16 protein-coding genes are annotated in these 15,746 nt (G+C 70.2%); 4 read left to right on the top strand and 12 right to left on the bottom strand.

Annotation, left to right across the window (positions count from 1 at the left end):
- From G3N18_RS01255 to G3N18_RS01245, 3 genes are all read right to left on the bottom strand, one after another.
- On the bottom strand, positions 1 to 722 hold a 722-nt coding region (locus tag G3N18_RS01255), incomplete at its 3' end, for a GAF domain-containing protein (protein ID WP_196382495.1).
- Between the two features lie 175 nt (positions 723 to 897).
- Positions 898 to 2,340, bottom strand: coding sequence for a CCA tRNA nucleotidyltransferase (locus tag G3N18_RS01250; protein ID WP_196382494.1), 1,443 nt, complete (start codon positions 2,338 to 2,340; stop codon positions 898 to 900).
- 41 nt (positions 2,341 to 2,381) lie between these two features.
- Positions 2,382 to 3,998, bottom strand: a complete 1,617-nt coding sequence (locus G3N18_RS01245) for a DUF7059 domain-containing protein (protein ID WP_196382507.1) — start codon at positions 3,996 to 3,998, stop codon at positions 2,382 to 2,384.
- Between the two features lie 204 nt (positions 3,999 to 4,202).
- Between G3N18_RS01245 and G3N18_RS01240 the strand changes: the two genes are divergently transcribed.
- The 4 genes from G3N18_RS01240 (at position 4,203) to trxA (ending at position 9,598) form a co-directional block, all read left to right on the top strand.
- Entirely contained in the window at positions 4,203 to 6,464 is a 2,262-nt protein-coding gene (locus tag G3N18_RS01240) for a DUF6049 family protein (protein WP_196382493.1), read from the top strand.
- The gene (murJ, locus tag G3N18_RS01235) at positions 6,457 to 8,067 is read left to right on the top strand and encodes a murein biosynthesis integral membrane protein MurJ (RefSeq protein WP_196382492.1); all 1,611 of its coding nucleotides are present in this window, start codon (positions 6,457 to 6,459) and stop codon (positions 8,065 to 8,067) included. The genes G3N18_RS01240 and murJ overlap by 8 nt, the downstream gene beginning before the upstream one ends.
- 133 nt (positions 8,068 to 8,200) lie before the next feature.
- Positions 8,201 to 9,205 carry a thioredoxin-disulfide reductase gene (gene trxB / locus G3N18_RS01230; protein ID WP_196382491.1) on the top strand — a complete coding sequence of 335 codons (1,005 nt, stop codon included), beginning with the start codon at positions 8,201 to 8,203 and terminating at the stop codon, positions 9,203 to 9,205.
- Between the two features lie 69 nt (positions 9,206 to 9,274).
- On the top strand, positions 9,275 to 9,598 hold the full coding sequence (gene trxA, locus G3N18_RS01225; protein ID WP_196382490.1) for a thioredoxin: 324 nt from the start codon (positions 9,275 to 9,277) through the stop codon (positions 9,596 to 9,598).
- Between the two features lie 42 nt (positions 9,599 to 9,640).
- Here trxA and G3N18_RS01220 read toward each other — a convergent pair whose 3' ends face one another.
- From G3N18_RS01220 to rpmH, 9 genes are all read right to left on the bottom strand, one after another.
- A complete protein-coding gene (locus tag G3N18_RS01220; protein ID WP_196382489.1) occupies positions 9,641 to 9,982 on the bottom strand; it encodes a tryptophan synthase subunit alpha in 342 nt (113 codons plus the stop codon).
- Positions 9,983 to 10,010: 28 nt separating this feature from the next.
- Complete coding sequence (locus tag G3N18_RS01215; protein WP_196382488.1) at positions 10,011 to 11,078, bottom strand: ParB/RepB/Spo0J family partition protein; 1,068 nt, start codon at positions 11,076 to 11,078, stop codon at positions 10,011 to 10,013.
- Positions 11,078 to 12,010, bottom strand: a complete 933-nt coding sequence (locus tag G3N18_RS01210; RefSeq protein ID WP_338038133.1) for a ParA family protein — start codon at positions 12,008 to 12,010, stop codon at positions 11,078 to 11,080. Before G3N18_RS01210 ends, G3N18_RS01215 begins: the two co-directional genes overlap by 1 nt.
- A gap of 421 nt (positions 12,011 to 12,431) precedes the next feature.
- Entirely contained in the window at positions 12,432 to 12,992 is a 561-nt protein-coding gene (locus tag G3N18_RS01205) for a 16S rRNA (guanine(527)-N(7))-methyltransferase RsmG (RefSeq protein WP_230403685.1), read from the bottom strand.
- Positions 12,993 to 13,013: 21 nt separating this feature from the next.
- The gene (locus G3N18_RS01200; protein ID WP_196382487.1) at positions 13,014 to 13,535 is read right to left on the bottom strand and encodes a Jag family protein; all 522 of its coding nucleotides are present in this window, start codon (positions 13,533 to 13,535) and stop codon (positions 13,014 to 13,016) included.
- A 20-nt stretch (positions 13,536 to 13,555) separates the two neighbouring features.
- Entirely contained in the window at positions 13,556 to 14,776 is a 1,221-nt protein-coding gene (gene yidC / locus G3N18_RS01195; RefSeq protein ID WP_338038128.1) for a membrane protein insertase YidC, read from the bottom strand.
- 3 nt (positions 14,777 to 14,779) lie between these two features.
- On the bottom strand, positions 14,780 to 15,136 hold the full coding sequence (gene yidD, locus G3N18_RS01190; RefSeq protein ID WP_314853602.1) for a membrane protein insertion efficiency factor YidD: 357 nt from the start codon (positions 15,134 to 15,136) through the stop codon (positions 14,780 to 14,782).
- A 26-nt stretch (positions 15,137 to 15,162) separates the two neighbouring features.
- Positions 15,163 to 15,501 (bottom strand): ribonuclease P protein component, encoded by a 339-nt coding sequence (gene rnpA / locus G3N18_RS01185; RefSeq protein WP_196382485.1) that lies wholly within the window; start codon positions 15,499 to 15,501, stop codon positions 15,163 to 15,165.
- A gap of 11 nt (positions 15,502 to 15,512) precedes the next feature.
- Positions 15,513 to 15,650 (bottom strand): 50S ribosomal protein L34, encoded by a 138-nt coding sequence (gene rpmH / locus G3N18_RS01180; RefSeq protein WP_005054680.1) that lies wholly within the window; start codon positions 15,648 to 15,650, stop codon positions 15,513 to 15,515.
- Positions 15,651 to 15,746: the final 96 nt, after the last annotated feature.

Here is a 15,746-nt window from a genome sequence, read left to right as displayed (position 1 = left end):
CCGCGACGCACCGGGATCGGCGCCGCCGTCGCGGCGGCCCGAGCGCGCAGGCGCGCGACGAGCAGCTCGCCCTCGATCGCCCTCGCCGTGGCATCCACCAACAGCTGCGCCTGCGGCGTCGCCGCCTCGGCGTCGCCCGTCACGTCGATGACGCCGAGCAGGCGCCGGGTCTCGGGATCGTGCACCGGCGCCGCCGTGCACGACCACGGAGCGACGTGCCGGTTGAAATGCTCGGCGCCGTGGATCTGCACCGACCGCCCGAGGGCGAGGGCGGTGCCGGGCGCGGACGTGCCGACGACCGCCTCCGACCAGTTCGCCCCGGCGACGAAGCCCATGGCGCCGGTCAGGTCGCGCACGCGCCGATCGCCCTCGACCCAGAGCAGCCGCCCCGCGGCGTCGCCGACGGCGACCACGACGCCCGCGTCGGCCTCGGGGTCGCCCCCGGGCAGCAGCAGGGCGCGGATCATGTCGATCGCGCCGGCGAGCGGATGCGCGCTGCGGTAGGCCTCGAGCTCCTCGGACGTGAGGTCGAGCGGCGGCGTGCCGTCGGGTCCGACGAGGTGGGCCAACGAGCGGCGCCACGAGTCCTGCACGAGCCCGCGCACCTGCCGCAGCCGCGGGTCGGCGTCATTCCCGCCGACGAACTCGTCGTGTGCGCGCTCGATCAGCAGGCGCGATGTCTCGGGCGAGACCTCGCGCCGCGACGACCATGGCGAGGGCACGGCGCCTCCGATCGGCGGTGATGGGATGCCAGCGAGTCTAGGTGGGTGGCGTGACGATTGCAGGAGTTTCGTGGCGCGGGCGACGCAGGCGGGGCGATTTCGGGCGGCCGGCGGCCGGATCTCCTGCATTCGTCACGCGACGGCGCGGCGAGCGCGGCGGTCGCGCGCGTACCGGTCAGGCGCGGGCGGTCCACCAGGCGCGCAGGCGCTCCTCGGCGGCATCCGGGCCGATGATCCCCTCGTCGAGGCGTAGGTCGAGCAGGAACCGGTACGCCGCACCGACCTCGCGACCCGGTCCGATGCCAAGGACCTCCTGGATGCGGTTGCCGTCGAGCTCGGGGCGGATCGCGTCGAGCTCCTCCTGCGCGGCGAGCTCGGCGATGCGCCGCTCGATGTCGTCGTAGGCCGCGCCGAGTCGCGCGGCCTTGCGGCGGTTGCGGGTGGTGACGTCGGCGCGGGTGAGCATGTGCAGGCGTTCGAGCTGGTCGCCCGCGTCGCGCACGTACCGGCGCACAGCCGAGTCGGTCCAGGCGCCCTCGGCGTAGCCGAAGAAGCGCAGGTGCTGCTCGATGAGCTGGCTGACCGCGGCGATCGTGTCGGAGTCGAACCGCAGCGCCTGCAGCCGCTTGCGGGCGAGGCGCGCACCCTTGAGGTCGTGGTGGTGAAAACTGACGCCGCCGCCGGGCTCGAGTTTGCGGGTGGCGGGTTTGCCGATGTCGTGCAGCAGCGCGGCGAGGCGCAACGTCACGTCGGGCGCCTCGCCGGGGTGGCGCTGCTGCTCGAGGTCGATCGCCTGGCGCAGCACCGTCAGCGAGTGCTCGTAGACGTCTTTGTGGTGGTGGTGCTCGTCGATCTCGAGCCGCAACGCGGGCACTTCGGGCACGATCTCGCCCATGAGTCCGGTGTCGACGAGAATGCGGATGCCCCGCACCGGGTCGTCACTCGCGAGCAGCTTCACGAGCTCGCCCTGCACGCGCTCGGGGCTGACGATGCGGATCGATTCGCGCAGCCGCGACATCGCCTCGAGGGTGTCGGGGGCGACCTCGAAACCGAGTTGGCCGGCGAAGCGCGCGGCACGGAGCATCCGCAGCGGGTCGTCGCCGAAGCTCACGTCGGGGTCGCCGGGGGTACGTAGCACGCCGGCGATGAGGTCTTCGACGCCGCCGGTCGGGTCGACGAGGGCGGGCAGCGGCAACCGCAGGGCCATGGCGCCGACCGTGAAGTCGCGGCGGGCGAGGTCTCCCTCGAGCGTGTCGCCGAACGCGACCGTCGGCTTTCGGGTGAGTCCGTCGTAGCTGTCGGCGCGGTACGTGGTGATCTCGACCTGCTCCGCGGTGCCGGCGGGACCGGCGACCTTAGCGCCGATGGTGCCGAACGCGCGGCCGATGTCCCACGTGCCCGAGGCGAGGGGTTTGACGATCCGCAGCGTCTCGTCGGGCCGCGCGTCGGTCGTGAAATCGAGATCGTGGGTCGGCCTGCCGAGCAGGGCGTCGCGCACGGGCCCCCCGACGATCGCGAGCTCGAACCCGGCCTCGGCGAAGGCCGCGCCGAGCCGCGCGACGATCGGCGAGGTCGCGAGCGCCCCCAGACGGTCGAGGCCCTCGGCCATGTTGAGCATGGGTTCCAGCGTACCGGGCGCTCGGGCGGGCGCCCCGGGCGTCACATCACGCGGAGGAACCCCGTGAAGGCGAGTTCCCGCACCCGCGGCAGCAGGTCGGCGCGGAGCGCCGTGGCATCCACGTCGAGCAGCTCCGCGATCGCGTCGGAGAGCACTCCCACCGGCAGATCTCCGTCGCACGCGCCGACGAGGGCGGCGAGGGCCGGGTCGACCTCGATCGTGCGCGCGAAGCCGCCGCCCTGACGCAGCTCGATGACGCTCGGCGCCTCGGCTCCGGGCAGGTGGTGGCGCGCTTCGGTCACGTCTACCGCGACGACGAAGGTCGCTTCGGCGAGCGCGTCGTCGTCGAGGCGCGAGAGCGCATCGGATGCCTCGAGCGCGCGTGCCAGGTGGGCGCCGAGCCCGCCGTCGGTCACGCCGAGCGGCTGGGTGAGCCGTTCGAAGCGGCGGAGCGGCGGCGTGCCGGCGCTGTCATCGTCGCCGCCGTCCGGGTCGACGCGGCGCAGCAACAGGTACCCGAAGCCGACGGCGGTGACGCCGCGCGCGGCGAAGTCGGCGAGCCACGCCTCGACGAGCGGGGCGTAGGCGGGCGTGCCGGGAGCGGTTCCGCCGTCGCGCACCCACAGTTCGGCGTAGGCGAGGGGGTCGAGCGTCTCGCGTTCGATGATCCAGGCGTCGAGGGGCACCGGCGAGGCATCCACCCATGCGCGCACCCGGGCGAGGCCGTCGAGGTCGCCGCGGTACTCCCAGTTGCCGAGCAGCTGCGCCGTGCCGCCGGGCGCGAGCACCTCGCCGACACCCGTCACGAACGCGGCGACCAGGTCGTCGCCGGCGAGCCCCGCGTCGCGGTATTCGTAGGCCGGCACGCCCGCGACCCGCGGCGTGATGACGAAGGGCGGGTTCGACACGACGCGGTCGAACACCTCGCCGCGCACCGGGTCGAACAGGCTGCCGAGGCGCGTCTCGATGCCGTCGACGCCGTTCAGCAGCGCGTTCAGGCGGGTGAAGGCCAGGGCACGCTCCGACACGTCGGTCGCCACGACGCGGTCGGCGAACCTCCGGGCGCGCAGCGCCTGAATGCCGCACCCCGTGCCCAGATCGAGCACCCGTGCGGCTGGCGTCGGAAGCTGCAGCCCGGCGAGCGTCAGCGAGGCGCCGCCGACGCCCAGCACGTGCCCGACGGGCAGCGCCCCGCCGAGGGCCGCCTCGTCGAGGTCGCTCGCGATCCACCATTGCCCGCGCGTCTCGCCGGCGTCGCCGCCGGCGGAGGAGCTCCCCGCGGCAGCGGCCGCGTCGTCGGCGAAGTCCTGCGGCCGCACGAGCGCCCGCGGCACGACGTCGTCGCCGTGCAGGGTCGCGAGCCCGAGTACCGCGAGTCCGTCGGCACCGGTGCGGACGAGAATGCGGTCGACGGATGCCCGTGACGTCGGCACGCCCAGGAACAACAGCCGTGCCAGCACAGCGACGGCGTCCACAGCTTCCGGCGCCTCGCCCGTCACCGCTCGCGCGGCGAGCGCCGCGAGGGCGGGACCGTGCAACCCATGCCCGACCGCCTCGTCGGCGAGCGGACCCCACGCCTCCCGCACGGCGTCTGCGGTATAACCGGCGTCGGAGAGGTCGGCGCGCAACCGGGCGACGATCACGGGGTCGGGATCGATCCGCCCCGCGCTCGCGGCGGCACCGCCAGGGTGCGACTCGGGGAGGGAAACAGGGCGGGGATCGGGCGCGAGATCACTGGTCACCGAGGCATCCCATCGTCGTCATTCGGGCCCGCGCGGCCGGTCTCGGGGCGCGCACAGGGGTGTGACCCTAGAATCGCACCTGATCGTGCGGCATGGTTCGCACCCGACCCGATTCGCGTCATGACCCCCAGCCACCCCGTATCTGCGCGCCACCGCCTGCGACGTCTCGCCGCCGTCCCGGCGCTGCTGGCGGCACTGCTGGCTGTGGCCCTCGCGGCTCCCGCCGCGGCGCTGGAGAGCATGGCGACGGCGGCCACCGTCCCCGCCGCCACGGGTGATGCCTCGACGATGACCTTCTCGGTCGCGCCGGCCGGGGCGGGCGTCGTGACCGCCGGGCAGCCGCTCGCGGTCGCGGTCTCGGCACGCAACGCCACCGGCTCGACCATTCCCGCCGCGGCGGTGCGTCTCTCGGCGTCGGTGCGGCCACTCACGACCCGCGCCGACGTGCGCGACTGGCTCGCCGCCTCGACCGCCGACCCGGCGCGGACCGAGCTGGCGGTCGGCACGGGCGAGATCCCCTCAATCGTTCCGCTCGGCGTCGGCAGCGCGAACCTCACGATCGACGCGGCGACGATCGCGGGCCTCGCGCCGGGCGTCTACCCCCTGCGGGCCGACTACGGCGCCGATGCGTCGGCCATGACGGCGGTCAGCGTGCTCGTGGTGTCGGGCGATGCGGGCACCGGCGCGCTCGGGCTCGTCGTTCCGATCACCGCACCGCCGATCGCCGACGGGCTGCTGAGCGCAGCCCAGCTGGGCGACCTCACGTCGTCGGGCGGAAGCCTGCGCACCCAACTCGATGCGGTCGTCGGCACTCCCGCCATCCTCGCGGTCGACCCGGCCGTCGTCGCGGCGATTCGCGTGCTCGGAATCTCCGCCCCCGCCTCGGCGACACAGTGGCTCGCCGACCTGATGGCCCTGCCGAACGAGCGATTCGCCCTGCAGTTCGGTGACGCCGACCTCGCCGCACAGCTCGCATCGGGCCTCGCGACACCCCTGACGGTGTCGACCCTCGCGCCCTACCTCACCGCGTCCGACTTCACCGGTCTCACCCCCTCACCCGCACCGACGCCGACGACTGCCGCCGACGCGGATCAGGCGGCCGCGGCCACCCCGACGCCGACCCCCTCGACCGCTCCCGGCGGTTCGGTGCTGCCCACCCTCGCACAGCTCACCGACATCGGCCCGCGTGTCGGCACGGTGCTCTGGCCGGCCTCGGGATCGGTTGATGCCGGCACCGTCTCGACGCTCGGCGCGCTCACCGTCGACGACGCCTCCCCGATCACCCTGGTCGACTCGGCATCGGTCGCCTCTGCGAGCGGGCAGGCGACCCCCGCGTGGGCGTCTGCCGACGGCGCGCCGGTGCTCGTCTACGACGTGGATGCCTCGCGCGCGCTCACCACCGCGGCGACGAGCGACGTGGCGATCACGCGCGCCGAGGCGCTGGCCGAGGCATCCGCTTTCGCCGCCCTCGCCGTTGCGGCAGACCCCACCGCCCCCGTGCTCGTCGTGCTCGACCGACCCGCCGACGTCTCGACCGTGGGAGACCGTGCAGCCGTCGTGCAGGGCACGCATCTCGCAGGGCGCACCGCGAGCAGCCTCAGTGCGCTCACCTCGGGCAGCCCCGCGACCGTCTCGATCGTCGGCGAGGCCGCCGACACGGGCACCGCGACCCGCGCGGCCGACCTCTCCGGCCTGCTCGCCGGCGAGGAGGAGCTGACGAGTTTCGCCACGATCCTCACCGATCCGGCGGTGATCACGGCGCCTGAACGGGCATCGATCCTGCAGTTGCTGGGCAACGGATGGCTCTCGCAGCCCACCCAGGCCGCGGCCGCCCTGTCGGCGCACCGCACGCAGACGCAGCAGACGCTCGACGCGGTCGCGGTCGTGCCGCCGAGCGACATCACGCTCGCCGCGACGAGCGCCCCGCTCACCTTCTCGGTGCGAAACGATCTGCCGTGGCCGGTCTCACTCGAACTCATCGCGACACCGAACGACCCCCGCCTGATCGTGCAGAACACGACGCCGGTCGAGGCCGGCCCGAGCCAGAGCACCCGCGTGCAGGTGCCGGTGCAGGCCCGTGTCGGCAGCGGTGAGTCGTCGCTCGCGCTGCAGTTGCGCAGCACCTCGTCGGTGGAGATCGGCGGCACCGTTCCGGTGCACGTGACCGTGCGGGCCGAGTGGGAGTCGGTCGGCGTGGCCGTCATGGCGGCCCTCATCGCCGCCCTGATCGTCGTCGGAATCGTGCGCACGGTGCGCAAGCTGCGGCGCCGAGCCGCGTCGACGCCCGCGGACGAACCGGGCGAGGGTGCACCGAGCAACCACACACCGAGCAATGACGCACCGGGCGACACCTCACCGAAAGAAGAGGGCACGCATGCCTAGTCTCGGTCGCGCCAGCGCCATCATCGGTGCCGGCACCCTCGTCTCGCGTATGACGGGCCTCGTCCGCTCGATCCTGCTCGTCGCGGTGATCGGCTCATACGAGAGCCGCCCGGCCGACGCCTTCGCGATCGCCTCGGCGCTGCCCACGAACGTCTACGAACTGCTCGCAGCGGGCGTGATCACCGGCATCATCGTGCCGCAGATCGTCAAGTCCGCCGCCCACTCCGACGGCGGATCGAAGTTCGTCTCGAAGCTCCTCACCCTCGGCACCGTGGTGCTCGTCGCGGCCACCGCGATCGCCATGCTGATCGCGCCCGCGCTGATCTGGATCTACGCCTCCAGCTACCCGCCGGCGCAACACGCGCTGTCCGTCTCGTTCGCCTACTGGCTGCTGCCGCAGCTGTTGTTCTACGGCCTCTACGCCCTGCTCGGCGAGGCGCTCAACGCCCGACGGGTGTTCGGTCCCTACAGCTGGGCACCCACGGTCAACAACCTCGTATCGATCGCGGGCTTCATCGTCTTCCTCGTCGTCTTCGGCGGTCCATACACCCAGATCGGCGACTGGACCCCGGGCATGATCGCGCTGCTGGGCGGCACCTCGACCCTCGGTATCGCGCTGCAGACGATCGTGCTGCTGTTCTTCTGGAAGCGCACCAAGCTCGACATCCGTCCCGACTTCGGTTGGCGCGGCATCGGCCTGCGTCACATCGGCACCCTCGCGTGGTGGACGTTCCTCGCCGTCGTCGTCGGCCAGCTCGCGTACATCGTGCAGACGCAGGTGGTCACTCAAGCGTCGGGCAAGGCGAGCATCGCCGTGCTGGGCTACGCGTGGCTGATCTTCATGCTGCCGCACTCGATCGTCGCGATGTCGATCTCGACGGCCTACTTCACGCGGCTGGCAGAAGAGATCGCCGAAGGCCGAATGGATGCCGTGGGCCCGAACCTCGACGAATCGATCCGCTCGATCGCCCTGTTCGGCTTCGGCTTCACGGCGGCGATCGCCGCGGCATCCGTGCCCGTCTCGCGTATCTTCAGCGACTCCACCGAGGGGGCCGTCGCGACCGCGTGGGTCGTGTGCGCCTACCTCGTGGCGCTCGTGCCGTTCGGGGTGCTGATGGTGATCCGCCGTGCGTTCTTCGCCTTCCAAGACACGCGCACGCCGTTCTGGTTCGGCCTGGCCCAGGCCATCGCCACGGCGATCGGCGCGCTGCTGGCCTGGGCTGCCGTCGCGCTCGGCCTGCTGCCGCTCGGTTTCCTCGCGGCCGGGGTCGCGCTGACGCAGTCGCTGGCGACTCTCGTGCAGCTGCCTCTCGCGGTGCGGCTGCTGCGTCGTCACACCGATACGGCGGCGCTGCGCGCGAGCTGGCGCGCTCTCGGACGGTTCGCCCTCGCGGCCGTGCCCGCGTTCGCCGCCGGCTGGGCGACGTTCCTGCTCATGGGCGGGGCTGGCGGCTGGGCCGCCAGCGACAGACTGCTCGGGGCCGTCGGCGCGGCGATCGTGGCTGGCGTCTCGATCCTCGTCTACGTCGCCGCGCTCGCGCTGCTTCGCGCACCCGAGCTCGCGATCGCGCAGCGCACCGTACGGCGCATGCTCGGCCGGTGAGCGAAGGCGGGCTCCCTGCTGTGAGGGCGCTGATGCCGGCCGGCATGTCCCGCGCGGCGGAATGCGCCGCGGCTACCATGGGTTGAATGCGCTGGGGCCCGCCACCGGGCATCCGCAGATGAAGGGGAAGCACGTGCGACAGGTCATCATCATCGGCTCCGGACCCGCGGGGTTCACCGCCGCCATCTACGCGGCGCGCGCGAACCTCAGCCCGTTGCTGATCGCGAGCTCCGTCGAAGCCGGCGGCGAGCTGATGAACACCACCGAGGTGGAGAACTTCCCCGGCTTCCCCGAGGGCATCATGGGCCCCGACCTCATGGCGAAGATGCAGGAGCAGGCCGAGAAGTTCGGCACCGAGGTGCTCTACGACGACGTCACCGCGCTCGACCTCGCCGGCCGCACCAAGACGGTCACGCTCGGCAGCGGCGCGGTGCACGAAGCGGATGCCGTGATCTTCGCCACGGGATCGGCGCCCCGCAAGATCGGCGTCGTCGGTGAGCAGCGCCTTTCGGGCCACGGCGTCTCGTACTGCGCGACGTGCGACGGGTTCTTCTTCCGCGAGCAGGAGATCGCCGTCGTCGGCGGTGGCGACTCGGCGATGGAGGAGGCGACGTTCCTCACCAAGTTCGCGTCGAAGGTCTACGTCATCCACCGCCGCGACGAGCTGCGCGCCTCGAAGATCATGCAGGAGCGCGCGTTCGCGAACGAGAAGATCGAGTTCGTCTGGAACAGCGAGGTCGTCGACGTGGTCGGCGACGACGCGGTGACGGGCCTGCTGCTGCGCGACACCGTCGACGGATCCACCCGGGAACTCCCGGTCACGGGCGTTTTCGTCGCGATCGGCAACGACCCGCGCACGCATCTCGTGCACGACCAGCTCGACATCACCGAGCACGGCACCGTGTGGGTGGATGGCCGTTCGTCGCGCACGTCGGTGCCCGGCGTGTTCGCCGCCGGTGACGTCATCGACCCGACCTACCGGCAGGCGGTCACCGCCGCCGGCAGCGGCGCGATCGCCGCGCTCGACGTGGAGCACTACCTCGCCGCTCTGGGCGACGCCGGTGCCCCCGCTCCGGATGCCTCGGAGATCGACCACCTCACCGACGCCGACGGCGACGCGGACACCGCCACGGCCTGACCGGGCCTCGCGGAACAATCCCGCGCGCATCCCTGTTGTAGCGACTATCGCTTCTGTAAGGAGAAGAACATGACTGCGAAGGCCACGAACGAAAGCACCTGGAAGCAGGACGTCATCGACGCCGAAGGTCCCGTGCTGGTGGACTTCTGGGCCGAGTGGTGTGGACCGTGCCGCATGGTCGGCCCGATCCTCGACGAGATCCAGACCGAGAACGGCGACAAGCTGACGGTGCTGAAGCTCAACGTCGACGAGAACCCCAACCTCGCCATGGAGTACCAGATCACCTCGATCCCCGCGATGAAGGTGTTCAACAAGGGTCAGGTCGAGAAGACGATCATCGGCGCCAAGCCGAAGTTCGCCCTCGAGCAAGACCTCGCCGCCTACATCGGCTGACGATCCGCCTCTCTGCACCGCACGGGTGCGCGTGGAGCGCTGTTACGACGCCTCCACGCGCACCGACGCATCCCACGTGCGGTGCGGCTCGCTGCCGAGCAGCCGCCACACCGCGCGCGTGAGCGCCGGGTAGTCGAGCGAGATCTGGCGCAGCACGCGGTAGTTGCGTGCGGCCGTCGGCCGGTTTCCCCCGTCGGCGGCGATGTTCTCAGCGCGCAGGGTCAGCACGACGAGTTCGTCGACGGTGGGCAGATCTTCCATGAAGTCCCACGGGTCTTCCCCGTCGCGAATGCGCTCCTCGATGAGCACCGAGAGCTCGTCGGATGCCTCGGCGCGCAGCAGCTCGAGGCTGGCGCGTCGGGGCAGCGGAGGGCGATCGGTCACCCTTCCAGCCTACGTCGGTGCGGAGCGGTCAGAGCGCGCCGTACTCCGTTTCCCCGAGCTCCGCGAGAATGCGATTCAGATCCTGGATCGTCGCGAAATCGATGTTGATCTGGCCTTTTCGCGCGGTCAGTGAGATCTTCACCTTGGTGTTGAGGCGGTCTCCGAGGCGCTCGGCGACGTCGTCGAGGTGCGCCCGACGGGCGCCGGCCTTCGGTGGCAACGGGCGGTGGGCACCGGCATCCGCCGTCTTCGCGGCCGCCTCGGCGGCGCGCACCGAGAGGTCTTCGTTGACGATCTTGTCAGCGAGCCGCTGCATGGCCACGGTGTCGTCGAGCGAGAGGATCGCGCGTGCGTGACCCGCGCTGAGCACTCCCGCGGCGACCCGCTGCTGCACCGGCACGGGCAGTTTGAGCAGGCGGATCGTGTTGCTGATCTGCGGCCGCGACCGGCCGATGCGAGTGGCGAGCTGCTCTTGCGTAATGCCGAAGTCTTCGAGCAGCTGCTGGTATGCCGACGCCTCTTCGAGCGGATTCAGCTGAGAGCGGTGCAGGTTCTCGAGCAGCGCGTCACGCAGCAGGTCTTCGTCGGCTGTGTCGCGCACGATCGCGGGGATCGAGGTCAGTCCCGCCTCGCGCGAGGCGCGGGTGCGACGTTCACCCATGATGAGCTCGTATGCACCCTCGTCGTTCGTCCGAACGACGACGGGCTGCAGCACGCCGAACTCGCGGATGCTGTGCACGAGCTCGGCGAGGTCGTCGGGGTCGAAGTTGGTGCGCGGCTGCCGCGGGTTCGGCACGATCTCGTTCGGATCGATCTGGATGAGTCGTGCGCCGGGCACCGCGACCAGCTCGGGGGCATCCTCCGACGGCGCGGTGTCGGACGTGGGCGTATCCAGCGGCGCGTCGACCGGCGCGGGCGACGCGGTCTGTGACTCATCGAGGTCAGCCTCGGGCGAGGCATCCGCGGCGCGCGCGGCCGCCCGGGCAGCCGGCGTCGAAGCGCCGGGGAAGAACACGTCGACGGGGCGCGCCTCGGCACTCTCAGAGGTGGGGATCAGTGCGCCGATCCCCCGGCCCAGTCCGGTTCGCTTCGCCATCAGAGTGCTCCCTCGTTCGTGGCCGCCTGCTGTCTGCGCACCAGTTCCACCGCCGCCTCGCGGTACGAGACCGCACCGACCGATTGTCCGTCGTACGCGATGACCGTCTGCCCGAAGCTCGGCGCCTCAGAGACGCGCACCGACCGCGGAATGACGGTGTGCAGCACCTCACGCGGAAAATGCGCCCGCACCTCGTCGGCGACCTGCTGCGCGAGCCGGGTGCGGCCGTCGTACATCGTGAGCAGGATCGTCGACAGGTGCAGCGACGGGTTCAAGTGCTTCTGGATCATGCGAATACTGCCGAGCAGCTGGCTCAGCCCTTCGAGTGCGTAGTACTCGCACTGGATCGGGATCATCAGCTCGCTCGCCGCCGTGAAGGCGTTGATGGTCAGCAGGCCCAGGGACGGCGGGCAATCGATGAGCACGAAATCCGGGCGTTCGGTCGACGCCTCGAGGTATTCCTCCAGCGCCGTGCGCAGCCGGTGTTCACGCGCGACCTGCGAGACGAGCTCGATCTCGGCGCCCGCGAGGTGGATCGTACTCGGCGCACAGAGCAGATTCGGCGACTCGGGGCTTGTCTGGATGATGTCGGCGAGCGGGAACTCGTCGATCAGCACGTCGTAGACGCTCGGAATGTCGGCGGTATGGGGCACACCGAGTGCCGTCGATGCGTTCCCCTGCGGATCGAGGTCGATCACCAGCACGCGTGCGCCGAGCGATGCCAGGGCAGCGGCCATGTTCACGGTGGTCGTCGTCTTTCCGACGCCACCCTTCTGGTTCGAGATCGTGAGCACGCGGGTCTGACCGGTGAACTCGACCGAGACACCCTCGAGCGCCTTGCGGCGCGAGGTGAGGTCGGCGAGTTCTCGCGCGATCGGGCTGTCGTCGAGAGAGAAGGGTGCGGGAGAGGTCGCATTCTCCGAATCCGGCACCATCAACTCCCGTCTTTTGCCAACCATCCCACTGTAGTCGAGGCCACCCCCACCACAGTCCGCGCGCCGGCCTCTCGTCGCTTTTCTGAGCGATGTTTCACGTGCAACACACTCGAGCAAGCTCACTCGGGAGCAGTGCTTCCCTAGCTTCCTGCGACATGTTTCACGTGAAACAGTTCGGGCGCCCAGCAAGCGCGCATGGCGGCGGAGCCAGTTTCAGGTGAGCGCAGCGCAGAGCCCTGAGCGCGAAGCCCGATGTTTCACGTGGAACATGCGGCTGGCGCCCTCGTCCGCGAGCACCACGCGCGGAGGGTGGATCTCCTCGCAACACCAACATGACGCGCCGTTCGGCAATGCGACTGTTTCACGTGAAACACGTCCGAATCACACCGTGCGCATGGCGGCGAGACCAGTCCCAGGGTCAGCACAGCGCACTGATCACGAAGTCCGGATGTTTCACGTGAAACATCTCGTCGGCGACATCACCCGGGAGCACCAAGCATGGAGGGAGGATCTCCTCGGGAGACGAACGCACCGCACGGACCGACAGATCAAATGTTTCACGTGAAACACTCGAGCGACGGAGACGCGCTGGCTGTGCGATACGTATCCCCGCAGCGGTCAGAGCAGTTGCCGCATCCATCGACGTTTCACGTGAAACATCGACCTGCAGCCAGGTCACCCGACGCTCCATCGGTTCGATGAGCACCCACTCGACGTCAGGCCGCGCGATCGCCAGCACCAACCCCGGCAACCCCGCACCCGAGCCGACGTCACCGACACGTGCACCCGATGCGAACAGCGGGCCCGCAACCGCCGAGTTGAGGATGTGCCGCGACCACAGGCGCGCCGGTTCGAGTGGTCCGATCAGACCGCGTTCCTCGCCATGCTCGCCGAGGGCGGCGGTGAATCGGCGCGCAAGTTCGATGCGGTCGCCGAAGACCACGGATGCCTCGGCCGGCTCAACCTCGATCATGGGCATGTTTCACGTGAAACAGTGCGGTCAGCCGCGGCGGATGACGGTGTGGCGATCGCTGCCTTCACCGTACGACTCCGACACGAGGCCGCGGTCCGCGACGATGTCATGGATGAGCTTGCGCTCGTAGCTCGACATCGCCGGCAGGGATGCCTGCGAGGCGCCCTCGTCGAGCCGCGCGATCGCTCGGTCGACCAGCTTCTCGAGCTGACGCTGACGTGCATCGCGCGATCCACCGACGTCGAGGATCAACCGCGAGAACCGGCCGGTCTGCGTCTGCACGGCGATACGCGTGAGCTCTTGCAGCGCCTGCACCGTCTCGGGGTCGGAGAGCAACCGCAGGGCATCCTCGTCGTCGTTCTCGACCGAGACATACGCCCGCCCGGCGCGCACGTCGAGCGTCAGGTCGCCCTCGATGTCGGCGATGTCGAGCAGACCCTCGAGGTAGTCCGCGGCGACGTCGCCCTCCTGCTCGAGCTGCTCGACGGTGGCGGCGGCGCTCCGGGCATCGAGGCCCGCGGGCGCGGCCTGGTCAGTGCTGTTGCTCATGATGGTCCTCGCTTCGTCGTTCAGGCTTTGCCCGAGGGCTTCGCGTCGTCGTCCGGCTTCGCGTCACCAGGCTTCGCGTTCCCCGTGGGCTTCGCGCCGCCGGGCTTCGCGTTACCGGGGTTCTTCGGGTCGGCCGGCTTGTTCTTCTGCGCCTGCTTCTTGGCCCGCTGCTTACCGGTGGGCTGCTGACGCTTGGGGGCCTGCTCCTTCGCCTTCTGCGCCTCTTCATACAGACGCTGCTGCTCCGCCTCGTACTTCTCCATGGGAACGACCTTGCCCGAGGCATCCAGTGCCTTGCCCTTGCGTGCGAGACGCTCTTCGCGTGCCTTGGCGGCGTCCGATCCGGGGGTCGGCAGGTTCCGGATCACGAGGAACTGCTGCACCATCGTCCAGATGTTGGAGGTGAACCAGTAGAGCACGACGCCGAGGGGGAAGAAGACACCCGAGAAGATGAAGGCGAGCGGCAGGATGTAGAGCATGATGCGCTGCATCTGGTACGCCTGGCCGGTCTTGGCCTCGGGGGAGAGGTTCTTCGAGATGATCTGCAACTGGGTGATGAACTGCGACGCGATCATGAGGACGACCAGGATCACGAGGATCGTGACCGTCGCCTCCCAGCCGTCGGGCTTCTGGTTGACGGCTTCGATGAGGCTCGTGTGGAGCGGCGCGACACCGAACAGCTTCGCTTCGTAGAACTGCCAGGTGAGTTCCTTGTTCAAAAAGCCCACGCCGCCGACGCCCCATTCGGCGTGCTTCTTCACGTCGCTGAGCGTATAGAACATACCGAGCAGGATCGGCATCTGCACGAGCAGGGGCAGGCAGCTCGACACGGGCGTCGTGCCGTGCTTCTTGTACAGCGCCATGGTCTCGCGGCTCATCGCCTCGCGGCTGAGCTGATCCTTCTTGCCGCGGTACTTCTCCTGAACTTTTCGCAGTTCAGGGGCGATTTCCATCATCTTGCGTTGGCTCTTGATCTGCCGCACGAAGAGGGGGATCAGAGCCGAACGCACCACCACCACGAGGCCAATGATCGACAGCACCCAGGTGAGACCGGCGTCGGCCGGCAGACCGATGGAGGTGAAGATCCAGTGCCAGAACACCAGGATCGCCTCGACGATCCACTTGAACGGCCACATGATGGTGCTGAAGAAGTCGAGACTCGTCGACGGGGCGGGCGTCGTCGGCGTCGGCACGACGGGCGTCGGGGTCGCCGCAGCCGCACGGTAGAGAAGATCCAGCACGGATCAGTCCTTTCTCGGCGAAGCGCCCGCGGGTGCCTCGTCAGTGGAGGGCACGACGAAGCCGTACCGGGTCAGGTCGTGTCGGAAGTGCGCGTGCAGCGGCACGTCGTCGACGCCGCCGCGGGCCCACGGATGGCAGCGGGCGAGGCGGGCGGCAGTGAGCGCCGAGCCCTTCAGCAGCCCGTGCTGCTGCACAGCGCCGACCGCATAGGCCGAGCACGACGGGTAGTACTTGCAGACGTCGCCGTAGAGAGGCGAGATCACCGAGCGATACGCCTGCAGCACGACGAGCCCGAGGTTCCGCGGCACGAGAGGAACGGCGGGAAGGACATCGGATGCCGCGAACCGGCCGGTTCCCACCGAATACGAGGGCAGGGTCGTCGCGCTCACGCGGCCGCTCGCCGGTCGAGGCAGCGGGCGACCTCGGTGCGCAGGGACGCGAAGTCGGCGGTCGCCGACGTGGGCAGCGCCCGGATCACGATGTCGGAGCCCGGGCGCAGCCGCGGCAGCGCCTCGGCGCACACCGCTTTGAGTCGGCGACGCACGGTGTTGCGGGTCACGGCCGTTCCCACCTGCTTGCTGACGATGAAGCCGAACCGCGCCGGGCGGTCTTCGGCGGTGGCGACCACGTAGGTCACCGTGTGTGCGGCGGCGCACCGGGCACCCCCGCGGACGACGGCTTTGTACTCCGCCCCGCGCGTGATGCGATTCCCGCGCGCCAGCACTGCGACGAAGGTCAGGCCGAGAGCTCGGTGCGACCCTTGGCGCGGCGCGCCGACAGGATCGAGCGACCGGCACGCGTGCGCATGCGGGCGCGGAACCCGTGCTTCTTGGCGCGGCGGCGGTTGTTGGGCTGGAACGTGCGCTTGCTCATGAGGATCACTCCGGATCGGCGGTCACCCGAACGCTCTAGACCGGGGACACAGGTACAGGGGACTGCCCGTGTGGGCATAAGTCAACCGACTAAGAA

The sequence above is a fragment of the Microbacterium paulum genome, assembly GCF_015707995.1.
Taxonomy (GTDB): Bacteria; Actinomycetota; Actinomycetes; order Actinomycetales; family Microbacteriaceae; genus Microbacterium; species Microbacterium paulum.
Note: the sequence above shows the minus strand (reverse complement) of the source record. Positions and strands in the feature narration are given on the sequence as shown.

Bases quoted from the DNA above. Each gene is read 5' to 3' on its own strand.
- G3N18_RS01250 (WP_196382494.1), bottom strand. From the start codon at position 2,340: ATGCTCAACATGGCCGAGGGCCTCGACCGTCTGGGGGCGCTCGCGACC.
- G3N18_RS01240 (WP_196382493.1), top strand. From the start codon at position 4,203: ATGACCCCCAGCCACCCCGTATCTGCGCGCCACCGCCTGCGACGTCTC.
- murJ (WP_196382492.1), top strand. From the start codon at position 6,457: ATGCCTAGTCTCGGTCGCGCCAGCGCCATCATCGGTGCCGGCACCCTC.
- trxA (WP_196382490.1), top strand. From the start codon at position 9,275: ATGACTGCGAAGGCCACGAACGAAAGCACCTGGAAGCAGGACGTCATC.
- G3N18_RS01215 (WP_196382488.1), bottom strand. From the start codon at position 11,078: ATGGCGAAGCGAACCGGACTGGGCCGGGGGATCGGCGCACTGATCCCC.
- G3N18_RS01205 (WP_230403685.1), bottom strand. From the start codon at position 12,992: ATGCCCATGATCGAGGTTGAGCCGGCCGAGGCATCCGTGGTCTTCGGC.
- G3N18_RS01200 (WP_196382487.1), bottom strand. From the start codon at position 13,535: ATGAGCAACAGCACTGACCAGGCCGCGCCCGCGGGCCTCGATGCCCGG.
- rpmH (WP_005054680.1), bottom strand. From the start codon at position 15,650: ATGAGCAAGCGCACGTTCCAGCCCAACAACCGCCGCCGCGCCAAGAAG.